Here is a 20,021-nt window from a genome sequence, read left to right as displayed (position 1 = left end):
ATCTTTGAAAAATGGATTTCCTTACCTCACAATTGAGCCTAGGTCTCAATTGTGCCCCTTGCCAATCTAAAGATTGGCAATCACACCACGGCAATAACTATCTTTGTATGAGCTCACTTTGTTCGCTCAGCGATTTTATTTTAAATAATGGCTTTTCGTGTGACGACGGCGACGCCTTCTGGTGCCCAGACGGCGACTTTGGCGGTGCCTGTTACGCGGATCCAGCCTAGGCCTGAGATGACTAAGTCAGTCTTGTCCTTAATGGTAAAGACATGCTGGACTAGTTTTGGGAAATCTTCTTTTTCCTTACTATTTGGAGGTGTCAGAAGGGTTCCAAGGTGTTTGTCATAAAAGGCACTAGCGCCTTCAAGCTTAGTACGATGGAGTTTGAGTTCATTGTCAAAGAAAGCAGTAAAACCTTGCTTTTCTCCTGATATAAAGTCAAAGCGCCCTAAACCACCTAAAAATAGGGTTTGTTCAGGATTGAGCTGATAGGTTTTGGGCTTGATTTCCTTTTTAGGGCTGACATACTTGAGATTTTTAGCCGTCAAGTAGTGAGCCATCTGGTGACGGTGGATAATCCCCGGCGTATCATAGATATAAGAACCGTCGTCAAGCGGAATCTCAATCTTGTCCAAAGTTGTCCCTGGGAAACGAGAAGTCGTGATAACGTTCTGATCACCTGTGATTTCTTGGATGATAGCATTGATAAGGGTTGACTTTCCAACGTTGGTTACACCGACCACATAGACATCGCGTCCCTTACGGTAGTGCTCGATTTTGTCAATGACTTCCTTAATAGCATGCTTGTTTTGTGCTGAAGTTAGGACGACGTCCACAGGACGAAGACCTTCTTCGTGGGCACGCTCCATGAGCCATTGGCTAATCTTGCCAGCCTTTACAGACTTAGGTAGAATATCTTTTTTATTTCCAACCAAGAGCACATCATTGCCCGATACAAAGCGTGGCAAGCCAGGGATGACAGAGCCGTTAAAGTCAAAGATATCAATGACATTAACCACTAAGGCATCGCTATCTCCCACCTCATGCAAGAGCTTGAGGAAATCATCGTCCGTCAACTGGACATCAGTAATTTCATTGTAATGACGGAGACGGAAACAACGTTGGCAATAGACTTCTCCAGTCTCCAAGCCTTTTTCAAGTGCCGACTGGGGAGTGAAACCAAGACCAGCCTTGTCTGTCGTCTGAATGGTTGCTCCACAACCAATACAGAGAATTTCTTCCATAGTTAAATTCCTTTTTTATACATAATCGGTCCGTACTTTTCAGTGATTTTTCGCATGACACGGCGCTCGCGAGCTCGGTTGATTTGCGTTTTGATCGAGTCATGTTGGACCAAGGGCTTGACTAAGATTGAACGAATGCCTGCACGATGCGCTGCCCGAATATCCGTCATGAGTTGGTCGCCGACCATGACCACTTCATTTTTTTCATAGTGGAATTCCTTCATGGCACGATCAATCCCAAATGTAAAGGGCTTCAAGGCCCAATAAACGTAATCAATCCCAAACTTCTCAACTGCACGTTGAACTCGTTTTTTGGTGTTATTTGAGACCACGATAATGCGAATGCCTGCATCGCGGAGGTCATGTAGCCATTGCTTCATCTCTGGCGTTCCATCAGGGTTGTTCCAAGCAATGAGGGTGTTATCCAAATCGACCAAAACAGCCTTGATCCCCTGCGCCTGCAGGCTTGGGACTGTCAGATCATAAACTGCTTCCACAGCGAAATCTGGCATATAGTTTTCAATCGCCATTCTGGCTCCTTTTCTTTTTAATTTCTAGCAATTTTCTTTAGATACTGAGCTAAGATTCCCCACAATATTAAACTAGCTAATAAAATATAAATCCAAGCATTCGGTTCATCTGTAAACGGTAAGGGAACATTCATTCCGAAGAATCCTGTAATAACCGCAAGGATAGCTAGCAAGACTGAGATAATGGTCAAAGTTGTCAAATTATCATTTAGATTATTATTTAGGATGTTGTTGTAAGAGGCTGAGAGTTGTTGCAAAACTTGAGAAATCAGGTCTGTCATCGAAACCAACTGATGCGCTTCAATCATGGCATCGTCAAACTGCTCTCTTTCTACCTCATTAAGATTGCGATAAAGAGCATGCCCTTGGATATGTTCCAAGAGGAGACGATTTTGTTTGGCAGCAGCTGTTAAGTAAACTATACCGGTTTCCAAGTCAGAAAGAGCAAAAAGATTTTTTTTAGTCGTTGTCTGACGAAGGAGCGCACTGATTTCATCCTTACTTTTATCCATTTCTTCGATGACTGGGTAATAAGCATTGCTAATCATCTCTAAACTGGAAAAAAGAAATTTGTAGATTGAAATAATCTCATGGCTTTCAAGGTAAGTTGCCATACGCTCAATCACATAAGTATTCTTGTGATTACTAATAGTGATTAGTCGCTGTTTTTCAACGATAAAGGTCATCGGAATCGCTTCATAATATTCTTTGTCTTTTTCTAAATCAAGAACATTATAAATGAAGGTTACCGTCCCCGTTTCACGGTTATAATCCATGTGGGCTCGTTCATTTCTATCCAGAGCATACTCGATGGTTTCCTTGTCCAATCCATAGACTTCAGAAAGATCCTCCATGTTTTTGATCTTGTCCACATCAAGGTCTATCCAGGTACAATCATGACCTAGTTTTTTCTCTACAAATAGCATACTCTCTCCTTTACCAAACTCTTTCTATTGTACCACAAATCTGTCAAAATAGCAGACCTACTCTGTACGAGAGAAGTTGCTGACGACGGTGATATTGCGATTGGGAATAAAGTGAAGGGCTTGATCATCACCTCTCAGTTGCGTTGTACGAATTCCTACACTAACGACCTTTCCAGAAACGGTAATAGGACCATTTGTGAGAACTACCTCGTCACCCACATCGAACTGGCGTTCAAAGAGGATAAAAAAACCATTGATAACGTCGGACAGAAAACCTTGTGCGCCCATCCCAATGGCTACCCCAGCAATCCCTGCCCCAGCAAGGAGGCTGGAAACTGGTAAGCCTAAAATAGACAAGATACAGTAGATTAAAAAGAAATAAAGGGTATAGTTAAAAATATTCTCAAGTAAACGAGAAATAGTCTTTTGTCTGCCTGCATCTCGATTTGAAAATTTAAGAGAGGGCTTGACAATCTTTCGGACAGTAGCGTGAAGCATTTTTTTAGCTATATAAAATAACAGGAAGAGAATCAAAAGAGAAATCAGCTTGGTCAAAAGATTCTCTAACATGGTTGTTACATCCAATTTATCAAGATAACGTTGAAAAAAATCTTGCATATAAAACTCCTTGTATTATATTTAGTGCAGTTAGCTACTGCCAAAGCCCAAGGGCTATACTTGGAATAAGCCACTGTGGATTAGTGCATTTTCTCCAATCGCATGACGATTTTAAAAAGGCTCTAACCACAGCTTTTTGTTTCAATTGGTAATGAGTTTGATAACGCATAGACGTTTGATCTCGTGTAAGGTAACAAGGCAAAAAGTTCGTGGAGTTCCAAGTGAGCTTGAATACACTATTCGGAGGTAACGCTATGCTTTATATTGGCATTGATGTAGCTACTAAAAACAAATACGCTGTAACAGCCTTGAATGACCAAGGGGAAATGTTCCTCAAACCGCTCACTTTCTCAAACACTAGATCTGGGTTTGAGTTTTTAGACAAGACCCTTCGTCAACTGAAACAAGACTGACTCATCGCTCTTGAAGATACGGGACATTATGCTTTTAACCTTTTGAACTTCCTGCATGAACAAGGTTATAAAGTCTATACCTACAATCCTTTGCTCATCAAGGGGGTGCCAAATCTCTGCCTCTTCGTAAGATCAAAACGGATAAGAAAGATGCTCGTGTTAATTCCCTTAAACTTCTTTCTGACCCAAATCGGGAATAATTCCAGCACGGTAACTGTCAGGAAGAGTTTAAGATTCTGTCCAGACATAATCGCCTTTTTACTATTATATCATAAATTATCCAGCCTATATTTTTTATAAATATTCCGATATTACCCCAAATTTAAAAAAAGGGCTTGCCTCAACAGCATATTTATACTATAATCATAAACAATATATTTTGAAGGAGACTACTATGAAAAAAATCATTCGGGCCTGGAACAAGGCCAGCCTCATCAAACGTATCCTAATCGGCATGCTCTTGGGGGCTTCATTGGGAATACTCTTCCCAAACCTTACAGGGATTAGTCTGTTGGGAGATCTCTTTGTAGGTGGACTTAAAGCGATTGCTCCTATTTTGGTTTTTGCCCTTGTTGCCAATGCCCTCTCCCAGCACAAAAAGGGGCAAAATACCAATATGAAAACTGTGATTTTCTTATACTTGCTCGGAACCTTCGCAGCAGCTCTCGTCGCTGTTGTCACTAATTTTCTCTTTCCTATCCAAATCACCCTCAGCGACGCAAGTACAACTGCAACCGCCGCCCCTGACGGTATTGCTCAAGTTCTTGGGAATCTCTTACTCAACGTCGTTGACAATCCGGTCAATGCAGTCATTACTGCTAACTATATCGGAATTCTCTCTTGGGCTGTGGTCTTTGGACTTGCCATGAGAGAAGCTAGCAAAAATAGCAAGGAATTACTCAAAACCATGGCAGATGTCACCTCAAAGATTGTTGAGTGGATTATCAATCTGGCTCCTTTTGGTATTTTGGGCTTGGTTTTCAAGACCATCTCTGACAAAGGAATTGCCAGTCTTGCCAACTATGGTGTCCTTCTGGGACTCTTGATCGCAACCATGGCCTTTGTCGCTCTCGTCATTAACCCGCTTGTCGCCTTTCTCTTTATGAGAAAAAATCCCTATCCCCTTGTTTTGAAATGTTTACGTATCAGCGGAGTAACTGCCTTTTTCACCCGTAGTTCTGCAGCCAACATCCCTGTTAATATGAAATTATGTAAAGACTTAGGATTGAACCCTGATACCTACACTGTCTCTATCCCTCTAGGGGCTACTGTCAATATGGCTGGCGCAGCAGTTACTATTACAACCCTAACTCTTGCTGCCGTCAACACTCTAGGGATTTCAGTAGACTTTGGAACCGCTGTTGTCCTCAGTGTAGTTGCTGCTATCTCTGCCTGTGGCGCTTCTGGTATTGCTGGAGGATCGCTCCTTCTAATCCCTGTTGCTTGTAGTCTTTTCGGAATTTCAAATGATATTGCCATGCAAGTGGTAGGAGTTGGATTTGTCATTGGGGTCATCCAGGACTCTTGTGAAACTGCTCTCAACTCTTCTACCGATGTTCTCTTTACAGCTGTTGCTGAGTATGCAACCACCCGTAAAAAATAGATTTTTTAAGACAAGACTTTTAAGGCTTGTCTTTTACACTCTTATTCTAATATTTTAGGAAGTTTTCATGTCTCTCACTCAACGTACGACAAAACTGATCTTAGCGACCTGTCTCGCTTGTTTTCTCGCTTATTTTTTAGATTTATCATCAGCAGTTTCAGCTGGAATCATAGCTCTCTTAAGCCTCTCCGACACGCGCAGAAGCACGCTGAAATTAGCACATAACCGCCTCTTTTCCATGCTCCTAGCGCTCGCTATCGGTGTTCTAGCCTTTCAGCTGACGGGCTTTCACATCTGGAGTCTGGGCCTCTATCTGGCTCTCTATGTCCCTCTAGCCTATAAAATGGGCTGGGAAATCGGCATCACCCCTAGCAGTGTCTTGGTCAGTCATCTCTTGGTACAGGAGTCTACTTCTCCAGAGCTCTTACTCAATGAAGTACTCCTCTTTCTCATCGGGACAAGCTTTGCTCTATTGGTCAATCTTTATATGCCCTCTCGTGAGAAAGCCATCCAAAGCTACCACCTTCAAGTCGAAGAAAAGTTAAAAGACATCCTATTTCGTTTCAAATACTACCTGTCGAGGGGAGACGGTCGCAATCGATCCCAGCTTGTTGACGAATTAGACACTCTCCTTGAAGAAGCACTCAAATTGGTCTATCTAGATCACTCTGACCATCTCTTTCACCGAACGGACTACCACATCCACTACTTTGAGATGAGGCAGCGACAAAGTCGCATCCTGCGAAATATGGCCCAGCAGATCAATACCTGTCACCTGGCCGCAAGTGAGAGTTTGATCTTGGCCCAGCTCTTTTCAAAGATTGCTGCCCAGCTAAGCCAGACCAATCCTGCTCATGACCTACTTGATGACATCGAACGCTATCTGCAAGTCTTCCGCAATCGGAGTCTCCCGAAAACACGTGAGGAGTTTGAAACCCGTGCCACCCTCCTGCAACTACTACGCGAAGCCAAAACCTTCATCCAAGTAAAAGTTGATTTTTACCAAAAATATGGACAGTAAAAAAGAAAACTTCAGACCAATCACAAAAGGTGAATATCTGAAGTTTTCTTTTATTTATAAGTTATCACCATAAAGGTTAGTGATAGGATGAATAAGCTATATAATTTAGCATCTTTTCCACAGGAAGTTGAGATAAGATACAGTATATCTTACTGTCATATTATCCACTAGTAAAGTTCCATAGAAACTTGGCGTTAGTTACTTAGATTGTTAAACAATCAAATAAATTTACTGAACTACGACACGGAGTTTAGCAAATCGATCATATTTGCTAAACGTAGTTAGTGAGGCAGTTAGGCAAGTCTAATAGGACTTGCCGTAGCCTACTTAGATTGCTTTGCAATCAAGTAGGCTTACTGAATCACATCTTTTCTTCCAACTCTACATCTGGATACTTATCCGCAAACCAGCGGAGGGCAAAGTCATTTTCAAAGAGGAAGACTGGTTGGTCGAAACGGTCCTTGGCCAAGATATTGCGGCTTGAGGACATGCGCTCGTCCAAGTCCTCAGGCTTGATCCAACGAACCGTCTTTTTACCCATTGGGCTCATGACAACTTCTGCATTGTACTCGCCTTCCATGCGGTGTTTAAAGACTTCAAACTGGAGTTGACCAACAGCTCCTAGCATGTACTCGCCTGTTTGGTAATTCTTGTAAAGCTGAATGGCGCCTTCTTGCACCAATTGTTCAATCCCCTTGTGGAAGGATTTTTGCTTCATGACATTCTTAGCAGAAACTTTCATGAAAATCTCAGGTGTAAAGGTTGGCAGTGGTTCAAACTCAAACTTGTTTTTTCCAACCGTCAAGGTGTCTCCAACTTGATAAGTACCAGTATCGTAAACCCCGATGATATCACCTGCTACGGCATTAGTGACATTTTCACGACTTTCCGCCATAAACTGAGTGACATTAGATAGTTTGGCAGTCTTACCAGTACGAGGCAGATTGACACTCATTCCACGCTCAAACTCACCGGATACGATACGAACAAAGGCAATGCGGTCACGGTGACGAGGGTCCATGTTGGCTTGGATTTTAAAGACAAATCCTGAGAAATCCTTGTCATAAGGATCCACAATTTCGCCATCTGTTTTCTTGTGTCCATGTGGTTCTGGAGCAAACTTAAGGAAGGTCTCAAGGAAGGTCTGCACCCCAAAGTTAGTGAGGGCTGAACCGAAGAAGACCGGAGTCAGTTCTCCTGCAAGAATAGCTTCTTCTGAAAATTCATTTCCTGCTTCTTGCAACAGTTCGATATCGTCCTTAACCTGAGCGTAGAAAGGATTGCTTCCAAAGAGCTTGTCCCCTTCTTCCAGACTGGCAAAACGTTCATCCCCTTTGTAGAGTTCCAAACGTTGGTTATAGAGGTCATACAAACCCTCAAAGGCTTTCCCCATCCCGATTGGCCAGTTCATAGGATAGCTCGCAATGCCAAGGACTTCTTCTAGTTCTTGCAAGAGGTCCAGTGGCTCACGACCGTCACGGTCCAGCTTGTTCATAAAGGTAAAGACTGGAATGCCACGGTGTTTCACAACCTCAAACAATTTCTTGGTTTGGGCCTCGATACCCTTGGCAGAGTCCACGACCATGACCGCAGCATCCACCGCCATCAAGGTACGATAGGTGTCTTCTGAGAAGTCCTCGTGCCCTGGTGTGTCTAGGATATTCACGCGTTTACCGTCGTAATCAAACTGCATAACAGATGACGTAACCGAAATCCCACGTTGTTTCTCGATATCCATCCAGTCAGACTTGGCAAAAGTCCCTGTTTTCTTTCCTTTAACCGTACCAGCCTCACGAATCTCGCCCCCGAAATAGAGCAACTGCTCGGTGATGGTTGTTTTCCCTGCGTCCGGGTGAGAGATAATGGCAAAAGTACGGCGTTTCTTTATTTCTTCTTGAATAGTCATAAGTTCTCTTTCTTTGATTTTCTATTTTTAGTTGTTTCAGTAGCTAAGAATGATGTTTACATTGGATTTTACCATTCCTTTCGACTCTCCATTATAGCGGATTTTGGGGAGTTTTTCAATTGCTCATCTGACAAAAGGGCAAGCTAGAGTACAGATTGCGCTTGGTTTCTCTTTTTCCACCGTTTTTTGAACAAGATATCAAAGAGAACCAGAGCCAGTGAAAGGATGACCGACACAAGGAGGTATTTAAACCACAAGGGCGCATCTGGAATAAAAGGTGTCTTGTTTAACAAACCATAATTTCCACCCGTCACCTGATTAACCCCAACTAAAAAGAGATTGAGGATAAAAGTATAGGCAACAATCATATATTTCTTGAGTAAGCTCTTGTCATAGTGATTCATCAAGTAGACCAAGGAATTCACCAAAAGGGCATAGTGCCCAATCAAAAATGAAAAACTGGTGATATGGGGGAAATCATAAGGATCAAAGACAGGATAACCTAGGGCAAAGACCGCTCCACTTGCTCCTAAGAGGGCAAAATATTGCTTGCTCCGCCATTTATCTGGCAAGAAAACCACCGCAAACATAGCCAAACGGCAGTGATAAAAAGGAAGGCTATTAGAAAACGGAATCTCAAAACCAACATACCAACTATATAGGACTAGTAACTGGAGAATCTGAATTCCTTTAAACAAGCAGACAAATTTCGGATTATTGTGATAAGCAAGTGCTCCATAAATACAAAGTACTAAGAGAAACATCATAATCCCATACCAAAAAAGCGAAATGGGAGGAGGAACCGTCTGAGATCTGGTGATAAATTGATGGAACATATTTCTATCCTAACTCTTATTTTCTCTATTCTCTAGTTTAACCATTATAGCGAAATAAAAGCGATTTTTCAATTTCTATTTCTTTTCAGTTTGGCTCCCTTATTTATAGGAAAATATGATAAAATAGAACAGACTAAAAATCATCATTTCACGAAAGGATGCAAGATGAAAATTACGCAAGAAGAGGTGACACACGTTGCCAATCTTTCAAAATTAAGATTCTCTGAAGAAGAAACTGCTGCCTTTGCGACAACCTTGTCTAAAATTGTTGACATGGTTGAATTGCTGGGCGAAGTCGACACAACTGGTGTCGCACCTACTACGACCATGGCTGACCGCAAGACCGTACTCCGCCCTGATGTGGCCGAAGAAGGAACAGACCGTGACCACTTGTTTAAAAATGTACCTGAAAAAGAAAACTACTATATCAAGGTACCAGCGATCCTAGATGATGGAGGAGATGCCTAATGACTTTTAATAACAAAACGATTGAAGACTTGCATAATCTCCTTGTCTCTAAGGAAATTTCAGCAACTGAATTGACCCAAGCCACGCTTGAAGATATCAAGTCTCGCGAGACAGCTATCAACGCTTTTGTCACTATCGCTGAAGAGCAAGCCCTTGCTCAAGCTAAGGCTATTGATGAAGCTGGAATCGACACGGATAATGTCCTTTCAGGAATTCCACTGGCTGTTAAGGATAATATCTCTACAGACGGTATCCTCACAACTGCTGCCTCAAAAATGCTCTACAACTACGAGCCTATCTTTGATGCGACAGCCGTTGCCAATGCCAAAGCTAAGGGTATGATTGTCGTTGGGAAAACTAACATGGACGAGTTTGCCATGGGTGGTTCTGGAGAGACTTCTCACTACGGTGCTACTAAAAATGCTTGGGATCACAGCAAGGTTCCTGGTGGTTCATCAAGCGGTTCTGCTGCAGCCGTAGCTTCTGGGCAAGTCCGCTTGTCACTTGGTTCTGATACTGGTGGTTCCATCCGCCAGCCTGCTGCCTTCAACGGAATCGTCGGTCTCAAACCAACCTACGGAACAGTTTCTCGTTTCGGTCTCATTGCCTTCGGTAGCTCCCTAGACCAGATTGGGCCTTTTGCACCAACTGTTAAGGAAAACGCCCTATTGCTCAATGCGATTGCTAGCGAAGATGCCAAAGACTCTACTTCTGCACCTGTTCGTGTAGCAGACTTTACTTCTAAGATTGGTCAAGACATCAAGGGCATGAAGATTGCCCTTCCTAAGGAATACCTTGGTGAAGGGATTGACCCAGAAGTTAAGGAAACCATTCTGAATGCAGCCAAACACTTTGAAAAACTTGGTGCCATCGTTGAAGAAGTCAGCCTTCCTCACTCAAAATACGGTGTTGCCGTTTACTACATTATCGCTTCATCAGAAGCATCCTCAAACTTACAACGCTTTGACGGTATCCGTTACGGTTATCGTGCAGAAGATGCGACGAATCTTGATGAAATCTATGTCAACAGCCGTAGCCAAGGTTTCGGTGAAGAAGTGAAACGCCGTATCATGCTGGGTACTTTCAGCCTTTCATCAGGTTACTACGATGCCTACTACAAGAAAGCTGGTCAGGTCCGTACCCTCATCATCCAAGATTTCGAAAACGTCTTTGCGGATTATGACTTGATTTTGGGACCAACTGCTCCAAGCGTTGCCTATGACTTGGATTCCCTCAACCACGATCCGGTTGCCATGTACTTGGCTGACCTTTTGACAATCCCAGTCAACTTGGCAGGTCTCCCAGGAATTTCGATTCCTGCTGGATTCTCTCAAGGTCTACCTGTCGGTCTCCAATTGATTGGGCCTAAGTACTCTGAGGAAACCATTTACCAAGCTGCTGCTGCTTTTGAAGCAACAACAGACTACCACAAACAACAACCCGTGATTTTTGGAGGTGACAACTAATGAACTTTGAAACAGTCATTGGACTTGAAGTCCACGTAGAGCTCAACACCAATTCAAAAATCTTCTCACCTACTTCTGCCCACTTTGGCAATGACCAAAATGCCAACACCAACGTGATTGACTGGTCTTTCCCAGGTGTTCTGCCAGTTCTCAATAAGGGAGTGGTCGATGCTGGTATCAAGGCTGCTCTTGCCCTCAACATGGACATCCACAAAAAGATGCACTTTGACCGCAAGAACTACTTCTACCCTGATAATCCAAAAGCCTACCAAATTTCTCAGTTTGATGAACCAATCGGATATAACGGCTGGATTGAAGTGGAGTTAGAAGACGGTACGACCAAGAAAATCGGTATCGAGCGCGCTCACCTAGAGGAAGACGCTGGTAAAAACACCCACGGTACAGATGGCTACTCCTATGTTGACCTCAACCGCCAAGGGGTGCCATTGATTGAGATCGTGTCTGAAGCCGACATGCGTTCCCCTGAAGAAGCCTATGCTTACCTGACAGCCCTCAAGGAAGTCATCCAGTACGCTGGCATTTCTGACGTTAAGATGGAAGAAGGTTCTATGCGTGTGGATGCCAACATCTCCCTTCGCCCTTATGGTCAAGAAAAATTCGGTACCAAGACTGAGTTGAAAAACCTCAACTCCTTCTCAAATGTCCGTAAAGGTCTTGAATACGAAGTCCAACGTCAGGCTGAAATCCTTCGCTCAGGTGGTCAAATCCGCCAAGAAACACGCCGTTACGATGAAGCTAATAAGGCAACCATCCTCATGCGGGTCAAGGAAGGTGCTGCAGACTACCGCTACTTCCCAGAACCAGACCTACCACTCTTTGAAATCTCAGATGAGTGGATTGAGGAAATGCGTACTGAATTGCCAGAGTTCCCAAAAGAACGCCGTGCGCGCTACGTATCTGAGCTTGGCTTGTCAGACTATGACGCTAGCCAGTTAACTGCAAACAAAGTCACTTCTGATTTCTTTGAAAAAGCTGTTGCCCTCGGTGGCGATGCCAAACAAGTCTCTAACTGGCTCCAAGGCGAAGTCGCTCAGTTCTTGAACGCTGAAGGCAAAACACTAGAACAAATCGAATTGACACCTGAAAACTTGGTAGAAATGATTGCCATCATCGAAGACGGCACGATCTCTTCTAAGATTGCCAAGAAAGTCTTTGTCCACCTGGCTAAAAATGGCGGTGGGGCGCGTGAATACGTGGAAAAAGCAGGCTTGGTGCAAATCTCTGATCCAGATGTCTTGATCCCAATCATTCACCAAGTCTTTGCGGATAACGAAGCTGCCGTTGCCGACTTCAAGTCAGGCAAACGTAACGCAGACAAGGCCTTCACAGGATTCCTCATGAAAGCTACCAAAGGACAAGCCAACCCACAAGTTGCCCTTAAACTCCTTGCACAAGAATTGGCGAAGTTGAAAGAAAATGAGTAATTCGCTAGTAGTCACCCAGTAGTCTAGACAGCTACCTTTTCAATCATATAATTAGGAGACACATGAAAAAGTTTTACGCTCTTTTAATGACCTGTTTATTACTTATTTTTCTATCCGTGCCTCAAATCGTTGATGCGGGTGTCGGACATTCCAGAAGTGGAGGGAGCAGCCGCAGTAGCTCCAGAAGCAGCAGCCGCTCAAGTGGAGGCGGAAGTCGTTCTGGTGGCTCATCTTTCCACTACTACCGCTCTGGATATGGATCATCCTCTAGCAACTCTGCTAGCTCTCCCTATTTAGGATTTATGTTCATATTAGTCGGAGGAATCATACTAGCTGTTATCGTCAAATCCTTGCAGAATAAGTCTGGAGATTCGAGTTCAACCTACACTAGTAATGATTATCAAACGCTCCATCGTCGAGTTGAACACAACACACTAGCCATTAGTCGTGTGAAATATGGGGATCCAAACTTTGACGCGGAAGCCTTCACATCTTGGGTTAAGGAAGTCTACCTTAAATTGCAGGTTGCCTGGACTGAGAAAAATTGGAACTCTGTCCGCGCTTTGGAAAGTACCAGTCTCTACTCTCAACATAGTACCCAACTTGAGGACCATATTCGAGCTAAAACAACTAATGTTTTAGAGAAAGTTTGTATCGAAAATGTTCGCATCAAGGAGTTCATTGAAAATCCTGACGGAAACGATATCTTAGTGGTGATCCTGTCATCTACCTTGCGGGACTATGTCATTGATGATGAGACTCGCCGTGTCATTGAAGGAGACCCTAAAAAAGATCTCTTCACCGTGTATCAATTAAACTTTATCCGTCAACACGGTAGCCAAACGCAAGCAGTCAATCCAGACGAAATTGTGAGCGACCACTGTCCAAACTGTGGCGCCCCATTGAAAATCTCTGCAGTTAGCGAGTGCGACTACTGTGGTGCCAATCTCTCTCGCAGTCCAAACCAATGGGTACTGGATACCTATGATGTTGTGGATGAAGACGAGCTTTATAATTAGGAGGAATTATGGGATTTATACGTGCAACCTTATCAGCAGGCTTAAATAGTTTTAATGATAGTAAATTCAAGGAAGCCATTGTCCTTCCAGATAATGTCTCTGGCGACGCCTTAGCCATCAAGGGGCAATTGCTCACAAAAGACCCAGATGGACGTTCTCGTCACAGCAATCAAAATACAGGCCTCTTATCAGATGGCAGTGTGGTTATCGTTCCTCAAGGCTATACCGCTGTTTTGGTAAACAATGGTACCTTCCTTGGTGAAGTCCTCGAAGCTGGTAGCCACGAATGGCAAGCTGGTGATAACGCCTGGCTCCTTGAAAAAGGTGGTTTAAAAGGCACTTGGGAAAACTTTAAAAACCGTTTCTCTTTTGGTGGACAAGTCATCACCCAACAGGAAATTATCTTTATCCGCATGCAACCTATTGCAGGTAATAAGTTCGGCACACAAAATGCAGTCGAATACTTCAGCGAACGTTACCAACAACTGCTCAACATCCGTTTCTACGGCTTGTTTGATGTAAAAATAGCAGATCCAGTCCTCTTCTACGTGAGTTCTGTTAGCCGTCAAATTACTGACGGACAGCCATTTACTCTCCAAGATGTAGCTCAAGGAACGCTCCGTCAAAATATCGCACCGAAAATCGCGATTGCCATTGCCAAATATACCAACGAAAACAAGGTTGATATCTATAGCCTCAATGCCAATCAAGACACCTTTAACGAACTCGCTAAACAAGAGGTCAACAAGATTTGGATAGGTCTCTACGGGATTGAAGCAACTAATATCTTGCTTGAAGACCTCAGCTACGACCAAGAAAGTCTTGATATCGTTCGCAAGCTTGATAGTGAGCTCGTGGCAATGAAGTACAACACGATTGAAATCGAAGAACGCCGTGCTCGCAACGAAGCGCTCATTGCTGCAGCTGCCAACGAAGGAAATGGCAATGGGATGAACATGTTTATGGGCATGAATCTTGGCCAAACTCTCGGTGGTCAACTAAGCCAACAAGTTCAAAATCAAGCACCGGCTCAAAATACTGGACAAACTGCCAGCAAGAATTTTTACATCGAAGTCGATGGAAAATACGTCCTCGTTACCAAAGACGAAGATGGAAATATCGTACCAGTCAACTAATTAAGCTCCTTTTGACATTTGAGTAATGTTGTCTTTTATGGTACAATAAAGAGTAAATTATTTTATTAAAGAGGTAAAAACATGATTGAAGCAAGTAAATTAAAGGCTGGTATGACCTTTGAAACAGCTGACGGAAAATTGATCCGCGTTTTGGAAGCTAGCCACCACAAACCAGGTAAAGGAAACACAATCATGCGTATGAAATTGCGTGATGTTCGTACTGGTTCTACATTTGACACAAGCTACCGTCCAGAGGAAAAATTTGAACAAGCTATCATCGAGACTGTCCCAGCTCAATACTTGTACAAAATGGATGACACAGCCTACTTCATGAATACAGAAACTTACGACCAATACGAAATTCCTGTAGTCAACGTTGAAAACGAATTGCTTTACATCCTTGAAAACTCTGATGTGAAGATTCAATTCTACGGAACTGAAGTGATTGGTGTCACCGTTCCTACTACTGTTGAATTGACAGTTGCAGAAACTCAACCATCTATCAAAGGTGCTACTGTTACAGGTTCTGGTAAACCAGCAACGATGGAAACTGGACTTGTCGTAAACGTTCCAGACTTCATCGAAGCAGGACAAAAACTCGTTATCAACACTGCAGAAGGAACTTACGTTTCTCGTGCCTAATCTCTAGAAAGAGGTCATTCTATGGGAATTGAAGAACAACTTGGCGAAATCGTTATCGCCCCACGTGTACTTGAAAAAATCATTGCTATCGCTACTGCAAAGGTAGAGGGTGTTCACTCTTTTTCAAACAAATCAGTATCTGATACCCTCTCAAAACTTTCTCTCGGCCGTGGCGTTTATCTAAAAAACGTGGACGAAGAACTCACAGCAGATATCTACCTCTACCTAGAGTACGGAGTAAAAGTTCCTAAGGTAGCGGTTGCTATCCAGAAAGCTGTCAAAGATGCAGTCCGCAATATGGCTGATGTAGAACTCGCTGCTATCAATATTCACGTTGCAGGTATCGTTCCAGATAAAACACCAAAACCAGAATTGAAAGATCTATTTGACGAGGACTTCCTCAATGACTAGTCCACTATTAGAATCTAGACGTGAGCTTCGCAAGTGCGCTTTTCAAGCTCTCATGAGCCTTGAGTTCGGTACAGATATCGAAACTGCTTGTCGTTTCGCCTATACTCATGATCGTGAAGATACGGATGTGCAACTTCCAGCCTTTTTGACAGAGCTAGTTTCTGGTGTTCAGGCTAAAAAGGAAGAACTAGACAAGCAAATCACCCGGCATTTAAAAGCAGGTTGGACCATCGAGCGTTTAACGCTCGTGGAAAGAAACCTCCTTCGCTTGGGAGTCTTTGAAATCAATTCATTTGACACTCCACAGCTGGTTGCTGTTAATGAAGCTATTGAGCTTGCAAAGAACTTCTCAGATAAAAAATCTGCCCGTTTTGTCAACGGACTTCTCAGCCAGTTTGTAACTGAAGAAAATGAAATATAAAAAGTGCTTGAATCATCAAGCACTTTTTCTTTGCCTACTGCTATCTGAAAAAGTTGTAATAAACGTAATTATAAACAAAAATCCAGATAGGCTTAGCATAAATGAGAAAGTTGAAAAAACTATGGCACAGGATGGTAATTTTTAAGTTCTTTGTCCAACGGTAGACAAGGGCATAGAAGAGACCGCCTAAACTATAAATAATCAAACTGATAGGATCTCGATGAGTTAGTATCAAATGACTAAGTCCAAAGATAAGAGCAGATAGGATAACATCCAGATAGTACTTGGACTGGGGAAAGGAGGTATTCATAAAATATCCTCTATAGATTGTCTCCTCAACAACAGGTACAATCGAAATGTTAAAGATAAAGAATATAAGACTTGATAGAGTCGTTTCTCTTCCGTTTAAGTAAAGTTCCGAAAGAAGGTCTTGGAAAAGTCAATCAATCGGATATTCTGCATTCTAAATCCATTTAAAAAAGAATAGATAAGAAAGCGAGATAAGACCAGCGCCAACCCTTTTTCTCGAAGATAAAGAGCATCTTCTTCTTTTTCAACCACAAAACGAATAAAAAGAAAATAAGCAATACTTCTCCAACTAGAAAGATTATATAGCTGTCCATTCCTAAACCGAAGGTCCTAGCCAGACTTATAGCTCCTAATGGCGTTAAATAAATGTACAGAAACATTAAAATCATACAGATTCCTAAATGTATTGTCTTTTTCATTCTTTCTCTCCTAATTGAAACTCTCTATTAGGGCTATATAGAGGATAGACTATTGATTGTTTTTCTTATTTATCTAGAGTTTTGATGTTTATCCATGCTCTATTATCAAAATAGCTAGAACAAATTGTTCTAGCTTTTAAATTTTCTTAGTATTTTCTAAAGCGTTGGTAACGTTCTTCGATAAGTTGGTCGAGTGGTAGTTCTTTCAACCTATCTAGTTCTGAACGCAATTCATTTTTAACGCAACCTAGTAGTTCTTTACTTGACAGCCCTGCCTCTGAGATTACCTTGTCTACAATTCCCATTTCTAGAAGTTCATGTGAAGTGATTTTCATCAATTCCGCTGCTTCCATAGCACGACTTCCATCCTTCCAAAGGATAGAGGCAAATCCTTCAGGGCTAAGTACTGCGTAGATTGAGTTTTCTAACATCCAGACACGGTTAGCTACGGCTAGAGCTAGAGCCCCACCAGATCCACCTTCACCGATAATAATCGCGATGATTGGAACCTTGAGGTCACTCATTTCCATCAGGTTTCGGGCAATTGCTTCACCTTGTCCACGTTCCTCGGCTCCCACACCAGGGTAAGCACCCGCCGTATTGATAAAGGTCACAACTGGACGGCCAAACTTTTCTGCCTGTTTCATCAGGCGCAAGGCCTTACGATAGCCTTCTGGATGAGGTTGGCCGAAATTCCGCTTGAGGTTGTCATGAAGACTCTTCCCCTTTTGGATACCAACGACAGTTACTGCCTGTTCACCTAACCAGCCAATTCCACCAATAACCGCACCATCATCGCGGAAAGAGCGATCTCCATGCAATTCGATAAATTCATCGAAGATTCCATTGGCAAAATCAAGTGCAGTCAAGCGACTCTGCTCGCGTGCCTCTCTGACTATTTTTGCAATATTCATCCGCGACTTCCTCCATGCAATCTTACTAATTTAGCAATTGTTTCAGGCAATTCTCTCCGTTTGACAATTGCATCAACAAATCCATGTTCAAGCAGAAATTCTGCCTTTTGGAAGTCATCCGGCAAGTTCTCACGAACTGTATTTTCGATAACACGACGCCCAGCAAAACCAACCAAACTCTGTGGCTCCGCTAGGATAATATCACCTTCCATAGCAAAAGAAGCGGTCACTCCACCTGTTGTCGGATCGGTTAAAATAGTTAGGTAAAAAAGTCCTGCCTTGGAATGACGTTGAACTGCCGCAGAAATCTTAGCCATCTGCATCAAGCTCATGATTCCTTCTTGCATACGGGCTCCACCAGAAGCTGTGAAGAGAACGACTGGTAAGTTTTCTACCGTCGCATACTCAAACAAGCGCGTGATTTTTTCACCCACAACGGTTCCCATAGAAGCCATGATAAAGTTTGAATCCATGATTCCAAGGGCAACTTTTTGTCCCTTGATGCTAGCTGTACCAGTCAGCACCGCTTCATCCAAACCTGTCTTTTCACGCATAGTAGCAAGTTTTTTCTGATATCCAGGAAAGTTTAATGGATCTTGAGTTTCAATTCCTGTAAACATCTCCACAAAGCTGTCAGAATCAATCGTCAACTCCAAGCGTTCCTGAGCTGAAATACGGAAAGTATAGCTACAATGGGGACAAATTCGTTCGCTCCCAAGATCTTTTTGGTAAATGGTGTGTTTACAACCAGGACACTGGGAGAAGAGTTCATCCGGAACCTCAGGCTTGGCTTGTGGTTTCTGCCTTACGGAACGGTTAGGATTGATCCGAATATACTTATCCTTTTTACTAAATAGAGCCATAACTCCCCCTTTTAGTTCTCATACTGTTTGAAAGTCTATTCTTTTTCTTGGTATTTTGGCAAGAAAGTTTCCATCAAGAAGGAAGTATCGTAATCACCAGCGATAACTCGGCGGTCTGAAATCAGATCCAACTGGAAGTCTGCATTGGTTTGCACACCTTCTATATCAAGTTCATAAAGTGCCCGTTGCATCTTCATAAGAGCATCAAAACGATTCTCCCCATGAACAATGATTTTGGCAATCATACTATCATAGTAAGGGGGAATGGTATAACCTGGATAAACTGCTGAGTCCACGCGCAAGCCAACTCCACCACTTGGTAGATAGAGATTGGTAATTTTCCCTGGGCTTGGAGCAAAGTTAAATGCTGGATTTTCTGCATTGATCCGGCACTCGATAGCATGACCTCGTAGGATGATATCTTCTTGTTTGAAAGGTAAAGGTTGCCCGGCAGCAATGCGAATCTGTTCCTTCACGATATCAACACCTGAAACAAACTCTGTTACTGGGTGTTCCACTTGCACACGAGTATTCATTTCCATGAAGTAGAAATTGCCACTCGCTTCATCAAGAAGAAATTCAATAGTCCCTGCATTTTCATAGCCAACAGACTCTGCTGCACGAACGGCTGCAGCACCAATTTCATGACGAAGTGTTTTGCCAATCGCAATGGATGGGCTTTCTTCTAAGACCTTTTGGTTATTCCGTTGGAGCGAACAATCCCGTTCACCAAGATGGACAACATGCCCCTCTTGGTCCGCAAGGATCTGAACTTCGATATGGCGAGCTGGATAAATCACACGCTCAAGATACATTGCGCCATTTCCAAAATTGGCCTTGGCTTCACTGGATGCTGTTTCAAAGGCTGCGACCAAGTCTTCTGCCTTTTCAACCTTACGAATCCCTTTTCCACCACCACCTGCCGATGCCTTAAGCATGACTGGATAGCCAATTTTTTCTGCAACTGCAAGAGCTTCTTCAGCTGTGTGAACTTCACCATCAGATCCTGGGATAACTGGAACCCCAGCCTTGATCATTTGCTCACGCGCATTGATCTTATCTCCCATGGTATCCATTACAGCCCCAGAAGGGCCGATGAACTTGATTCCCACTTCGTCACACATCGTGGCAAACTTGGAGTTTTCGCTAAGAAAACCAAAACCTGGGTGGATAGCTTCTGCTTCAGTCAAGACTGCAGCAGATAAAATTGCATTGATATTGAGATAAGACTCTGTTGCCTTACCAGGTCCGATACAGATAGCTTCATCCGCTAGGAGCGTGTGAAGAGCTTCCTTATCAGCAGTTGAATAGACTGCTACGGTTGCAATGCCCAATTCACGCGCAGCTCGGATAATCCGAACCGCAATCTCACCACGATTGGCAATCAAAATTTTACGAAACATGGAGA

19 protein-coding genes and 2 pseudogenes are annotated in these 20,021 nt (G+C 43.0%); 11 read left to right on the top strand and 10 right to left on the bottom strand.

Features of this window, described 5'->3' with window-relative positions; all coding sequences use genetic code 11:
- Nucleotides 1–140: 140 nt before the first annotated feature.
- The 4 genes from yqeH to SORDD16_RS08095 are packed head-to-tail and all read right to left on the bottom strand — an operon-like array spanning nucleotide 141 to nucleotide 3,321.
- Nucleotides 141–1,247: a ribosome biogenesis GTPase YqeH gene (gene yqeH, locus SORDD16_RS08110; protein WP_061415280.1), complete on the bottom strand. Its 1,107-nt coding sequence runs from the start codon at nucleotides 1,245–1,247 to the stop codon at nucleotides 141–143.
- A 2-nt stretch (nucleotides 1,248–1,249) separates the two neighbouring features.
- On the bottom strand, nucleotides 1,250–1,777 hold the full coding sequence (locus SORDD16_RS08105; protein ID WP_061453064.1) for a YqeG family HAD IIIA-type phosphatase: 528 nt from the start codon (nucleotides 1,775–1,777) through the stop codon (nucleotides 1,250–1,252).
- 17 nt (nucleotides 1,778–1,794) lie between these two features.
- Nucleotides 1,795–2,703 (bottom strand): magnesium transporter CorA family protein, encoded by a 909-nt coding sequence (locus SORDD16_RS08100; protein ID WP_061453063.1) that lies wholly within the window; start codon nucleotides 2,701–2,703, stop codon nucleotides 1,795–1,797.
- A 57-nt stretch (nucleotides 2,704–2,760) separates the two neighbouring features.
- Complete coding sequence (locus SORDD16_RS08095; protein WP_061453062.1) at nucleotides 2,761–3,321, bottom strand: mechanosensitive ion channel family protein; 561 nt, start codon at nucleotides 3,319–3,321, stop codon at nucleotides 2,761–2,763.
- Nucleotides 3,322–3,575: 254 nt separating this feature from the next.
- On the opposite strand from SORDD16_RS08095, the pseudogene SORDD16_RS08090 reads away from it, so the two are divergent.
- From SORDD16_RS08090 to SORDD16_RS08080, 3 genes and pseudogenes are all read left to right on the top strand, one after another.
- Nucleotides 3,576–3,931: pseudogene (locus SORDD16_RS08090) on the top strand (IS110 family transposase); the annotation flags it as partial.
- 197 nt (nucleotides 3,932–4,128) lie between these two features.
- Nucleotides 4,129–5,337 carry a serine/threonine transporter SstT gene (gene sstT, locus SORDD16_RS08085; RefSeq protein ID WP_061453061.1) on the top strand — a complete coding sequence of 403 codons (1,209 nt, stop codon included), beginning with the start codon at nucleotides 4,129–4,131 and terminating at the stop codon, nucleotides 5,335–5,337.
- Between the two features lie 67 nt (nucleotides 5,338–5,404).
- A complete protein-coding gene (locus SORDD16_RS08080; protein WP_061453060.1) occupies nucleotides 5,405–6,358 on the top strand; it encodes an aromatic acid exporter family protein in 954 nt (317 codons plus the stop codon).
- 361 nt (nucleotides 6,359–6,719) lie between these two features.
- Here SORDD16_RS08080 and SORDD16_RS08075 read toward each other — a convergent pair whose 3' ends face one another.
- Nucleotides 6,720–8,264: a peptide chain release factor 3 gene (locus SORDD16_RS08075; RefSeq protein ID WP_000155105.1), complete on the bottom strand. Its 1,545-nt coding sequence runs from the start codon at nucleotides 8,262–8,264 to the stop codon at nucleotides 6,720–6,722.
- 143 nt (nucleotides 8,265–8,407) lie between these two features.
- A complete protein-coding gene (locus SORDD16_RS08070; protein WP_061453059.1) occupies nucleotides 8,408–9,100 on the bottom strand; it encodes a YwaF family protein in 693 nt (230 codons plus the stop codon).
- A 165-nt stretch (nucleotides 9,101–9,265) separates the two neighbouring features.
- Between SORDD16_RS08070 and gatC the strand changes: the two genes are divergently transcribed.
- The 8 genes from gatC to nusB all read left to right on the top strand — a co-directional run bounded on the left by gatC (nucleotide 9,266) and on the right by nusB (nucleotide 16,108).
- Nucleotides 9,266–9,568: an Asp-tRNA(Asn)/Glu-tRNA(Gln) amidotransferase subunit GatC gene (gene gatC / locus SORDD16_RS08065; protein ID WP_061453058.1), complete on the top strand. Its 303-nt coding sequence runs from the start codon at nucleotides 9,266–9,268 to the stop codon at nucleotides 9,566–9,568.
- Nucleotides 9,568–11,034, top strand: a complete 1,467-nt coding sequence (gatA, locus tag SORDD16_RS08060; protein ID WP_061453057.1) for an Asp-tRNA(Asn)/Glu-tRNA(Gln) amidotransferase subunit GatA — start codon at nucleotides 9,568–9,570, stop codon at nucleotides 11,032–11,034. Before gatC ends, gatA begins: the two co-directional genes overlap by 1 nt.
- Nucleotides 11,034–12,479 carry an Asp-tRNA(Asn)/Glu-tRNA(Gln) amidotransferase subunit GatB gene (gene gatB, locus SORDD16_RS08055; RefSeq protein ID WP_061453056.1) on the top strand — a complete coding sequence of 482 codons (1,446 nt, stop codon included), beginning with the start codon at nucleotides 11,034–11,036 and terminating at the stop codon, nucleotides 12,477–12,479. The genes gatA and gatB overlap by 1 nt, the downstream gene beginning before the upstream one ends.
- 62 nt (nucleotides 12,480–12,541) lie before the next feature.
- On the top strand, nucleotides 12,542–13,498 hold the full coding sequence (locus tag SORDD16_RS08050) for a zinc-ribbon domain-containing transport protein (protein WP_061453055.1): 957 nt from the start codon (nucleotides 12,542–12,544) through the stop codon (nucleotides 13,496–13,498).
- Nucleotides 13,499–13,506: 8 nt separating this feature from the next.
- Complete coding sequence (locus tag SORDD16_RS08045) at nucleotides 13,507–14,634, top strand: SPFH domain-containing protein (protein WP_061453054.1); 1,128 nt, start codon at nucleotides 13,507–13,509, stop codon at nucleotides 14,632–14,634.
- Nucleotides 14,635–14,715: 81 nt separating this feature from the next.
- Nucleotides 14,716–15,276: an elongation factor P gene (efp, locus tag SORDD16_RS08040; RefSeq protein ID WP_000568640.1), complete on the top strand. Its 561-nt coding sequence runs from the start codon at nucleotides 14,716–14,718 to the stop codon at nucleotides 15,274–15,276.
- A gap of 21 nt (nucleotides 15,277–15,297) precedes the next feature.
- On the top strand, nucleotides 15,298–15,687 hold the full coding sequence (locus SORDD16_RS08035) for an Asp23/Gls24 family envelope stress response protein (protein ID WP_000510584.1): 390 nt from the start codon (nucleotides 15,298–15,300) through the stop codon (nucleotides 15,685–15,687).
- Nucleotides 15,680–16,108 carry a transcription antitermination factor NusB gene (gene nusB, locus SORDD16_RS08030; protein ID WP_061453053.1) on the top strand — a complete coding sequence of 143 codons (429 nt, stop codon included), beginning with the start codon at nucleotides 15,680–15,682 and terminating at the stop codon, nucleotides 16,106–16,108. The genes SORDD16_RS08035 and nusB overlap by 8 nt, the downstream gene beginning before the upstream one ends.
- 40 nt (nucleotides 16,109–16,148) lie before the next feature.
- On the opposite strand, the pseudogene SORDD16_RS12325 reads toward nusB, so the two are convergent.
- The 4 genes and pseudogenes from SORDD16_RS12325 to accC form a co-directional block, all read right to left on the bottom strand.
- Nucleotides 16,149–16,836: pseudogene (locus tag SORDD16_RS12325) on the bottom strand (lysostaphin resistance A-like protein).
- Between the two features lie 146 nt (nucleotides 16,837–16,982).
- On the bottom strand, nucleotides 16,983–17,750 hold the full coding sequence (locus tag SORDD16_RS08015; RefSeq protein WP_061453051.1) for an acetyl-CoA carboxylase carboxyl transferase subunit alpha: 768 nt from the start codon (nucleotides 17,748–17,750) through the stop codon (nucleotides 16,983–16,985).
- Nucleotides 17,747–18,613 carry an acetyl-CoA carboxylase, carboxyltransferase subunit beta gene (accD, locus tag SORDD16_RS08010; RefSeq protein ID WP_061453050.1) on the bottom strand — a complete coding sequence of 289 codons (867 nt, stop codon included), beginning with the start codon at nucleotides 18,611–18,613 and terminating at the stop codon, nucleotides 17,747–17,749. Before accD ends, SORDD16_RS08015 begins: the two co-directional genes overlap by 4 nt.
- 35 nt (nucleotides 18,614–18,648) lie before the next feature.
- A complete protein-coding gene (accC, locus tag SORDD16_RS08005) occupies nucleotides 18,649–20,016 on the bottom strand; it encodes an acetyl-CoA carboxylase biotin carboxylase subunit (RefSeq protein WP_061453049.1) in 1,368 nt (455 codons plus the stop codon).
- Nucleotides 20,017–20,021: the final 5 nt, after the last annotated feature.

The organism is Streptococcus oralis (assembly GCF_001578945.1).
GTDB lineage: Bacteria > Bacillota > Bacilli > Lactobacillales > Streptococcaceae > Streptococcus > Streptococcus oralis_Q.
This window is presented reverse-complemented; position numbering and strand designations above follow the sequence as displayed.

What these genes read in the sequence shown, in the direction of transcription:
- SORDD16_RS08050 (WP_061453055.1), top strand. Translation starts at nt 12,542, where the DNA reads ATGAAAAAGTTTTACGCTCTTTTAATGACCTGTTTATTACTTATTTTT.
- sstT (WP_061453061.1), top strand. Translation starts at nt 4,129, where the DNA reads ATGAAAAAAATCATTCGGGCCTGGAACAAGGCCAGCCTCATCAAACGT.
- gatB (WP_061453056.1), top strand. Translation starts at nt 11,034, where the DNA reads ATGAACTTTGAAACAGTCATTGGACTTGAAGTCCACGTAGAGCTCAAC.
- accC (WP_061453049.1), bottom strand. Translation starts at nt 20,016, where the DNA reads ATGTTTCGTAAAATTTTGATTGCCAATCGTGGTGAGATTGCGGTTCGG.
- accD (WP_061453050.1), bottom strand. Translation starts at nt 18,613, where the DNA reads ATGGCTCTATTTAGTAAAAAGGATAAGTATATTCGGATCAATCCTAAC.
- SORDD16_RS08045 (WP_061453054.1), top strand. Translation starts at nt 13,507, where the DNA reads ATGGGATTTATACGTGCAACCTTATCAGCAGGCTTAAATAGTTTTAAT.
- SORDD16_RS08075 (WP_000155105.1), bottom strand. Translation starts at nt 8,264, where the DNA reads ATGACTATTCAAGAAGAAATAAAGAAACGCCGTACTTTTGCCATTATC.
- SORDD16_RS08035 (WP_000510584.1), top strand. Translation starts at nt 15,298, where the DNA reads ATGGGAATTGAAGAACAACTTGGCGAAATCGTTATCGCCCCACGTGTA.
- nusB (WP_061453053.1), top strand. Translation starts at nt 15,680, where the DNA reads ATGACTAGTCCACTATTAGAATCTAGACGTGAGCTTCGCAAGTGCGCT.
- SORDD16_RS08095 (WP_061453062.1), bottom strand. Translation starts at nt 3,321, where the DNA reads ATGCAAGATTTTTTTCAACGTTATCTTGATAAATTGGATGTAACAACC.
- gatC (WP_061453058.1), top strand. Translation starts at nt 9,266, where the DNA reads ATGAAAATTACGCAAGAAGAGGTGACACACGTTGCCAATCTTTCAAAA.
- SORDD16_RS08105 (WP_061453064.1), bottom strand. Translation starts at nt 1,777, where the DNA reads ATGGCGATTGAAAACTATATGCCAGATTTCGCTGTGGAAGCAGTTTAT.
- SORDD16_RS08070 (WP_061453059.1), bottom strand. Translation starts at nt 9,100, where the DNA reads ATGTTCCATCAATTTATCACCAGATCTCAGACGGTTCCTCCTCCCATT.
- efp (WP_000568640.1), top strand. Translation starts at nt 14,716, where the DNA reads ATGATTGAAGCAAGTAAATTAAAGGCTGGTATGACCTTTGAAACAGCT.
- SORDD16_RS08100 (WP_061453063.1), bottom strand. Translation starts at nt 2,703, where the DNA reads ATGCTATTTGTAGAGAAAAAACTAGGTCATGATTGTACCTGGATAGAC.
- gatA (WP_061453057.1), top strand. Translation starts at nt 9,568, where the DNA reads ATGACTTTTAATAACAAAACGATTGAAGACTTGCATAATCTCCTTGTC.
- SORDD16_RS08015 (WP_061453051.1), bottom strand. Translation starts at nt 17,750, where the DNA reads ATGAATATTGCAAAAATAGTCAGAGAGGCACGCGAGCAGAGTCGCTTG.
- SORDD16_RS08080 (WP_061453060.1), top strand. Translation starts at nt 5,405, where the DNA reads ATGTCTCTCACTCAACGTACGACAAAACTGATCTTAGCGACCTGTCTC.
- yqeH (WP_061415280.1), bottom strand. Translation starts at nt 1,247, where the DNA reads ATGGAAGAAATTCTCTGTATTGGTTGTGGAGCAACCATTCAGACGACA.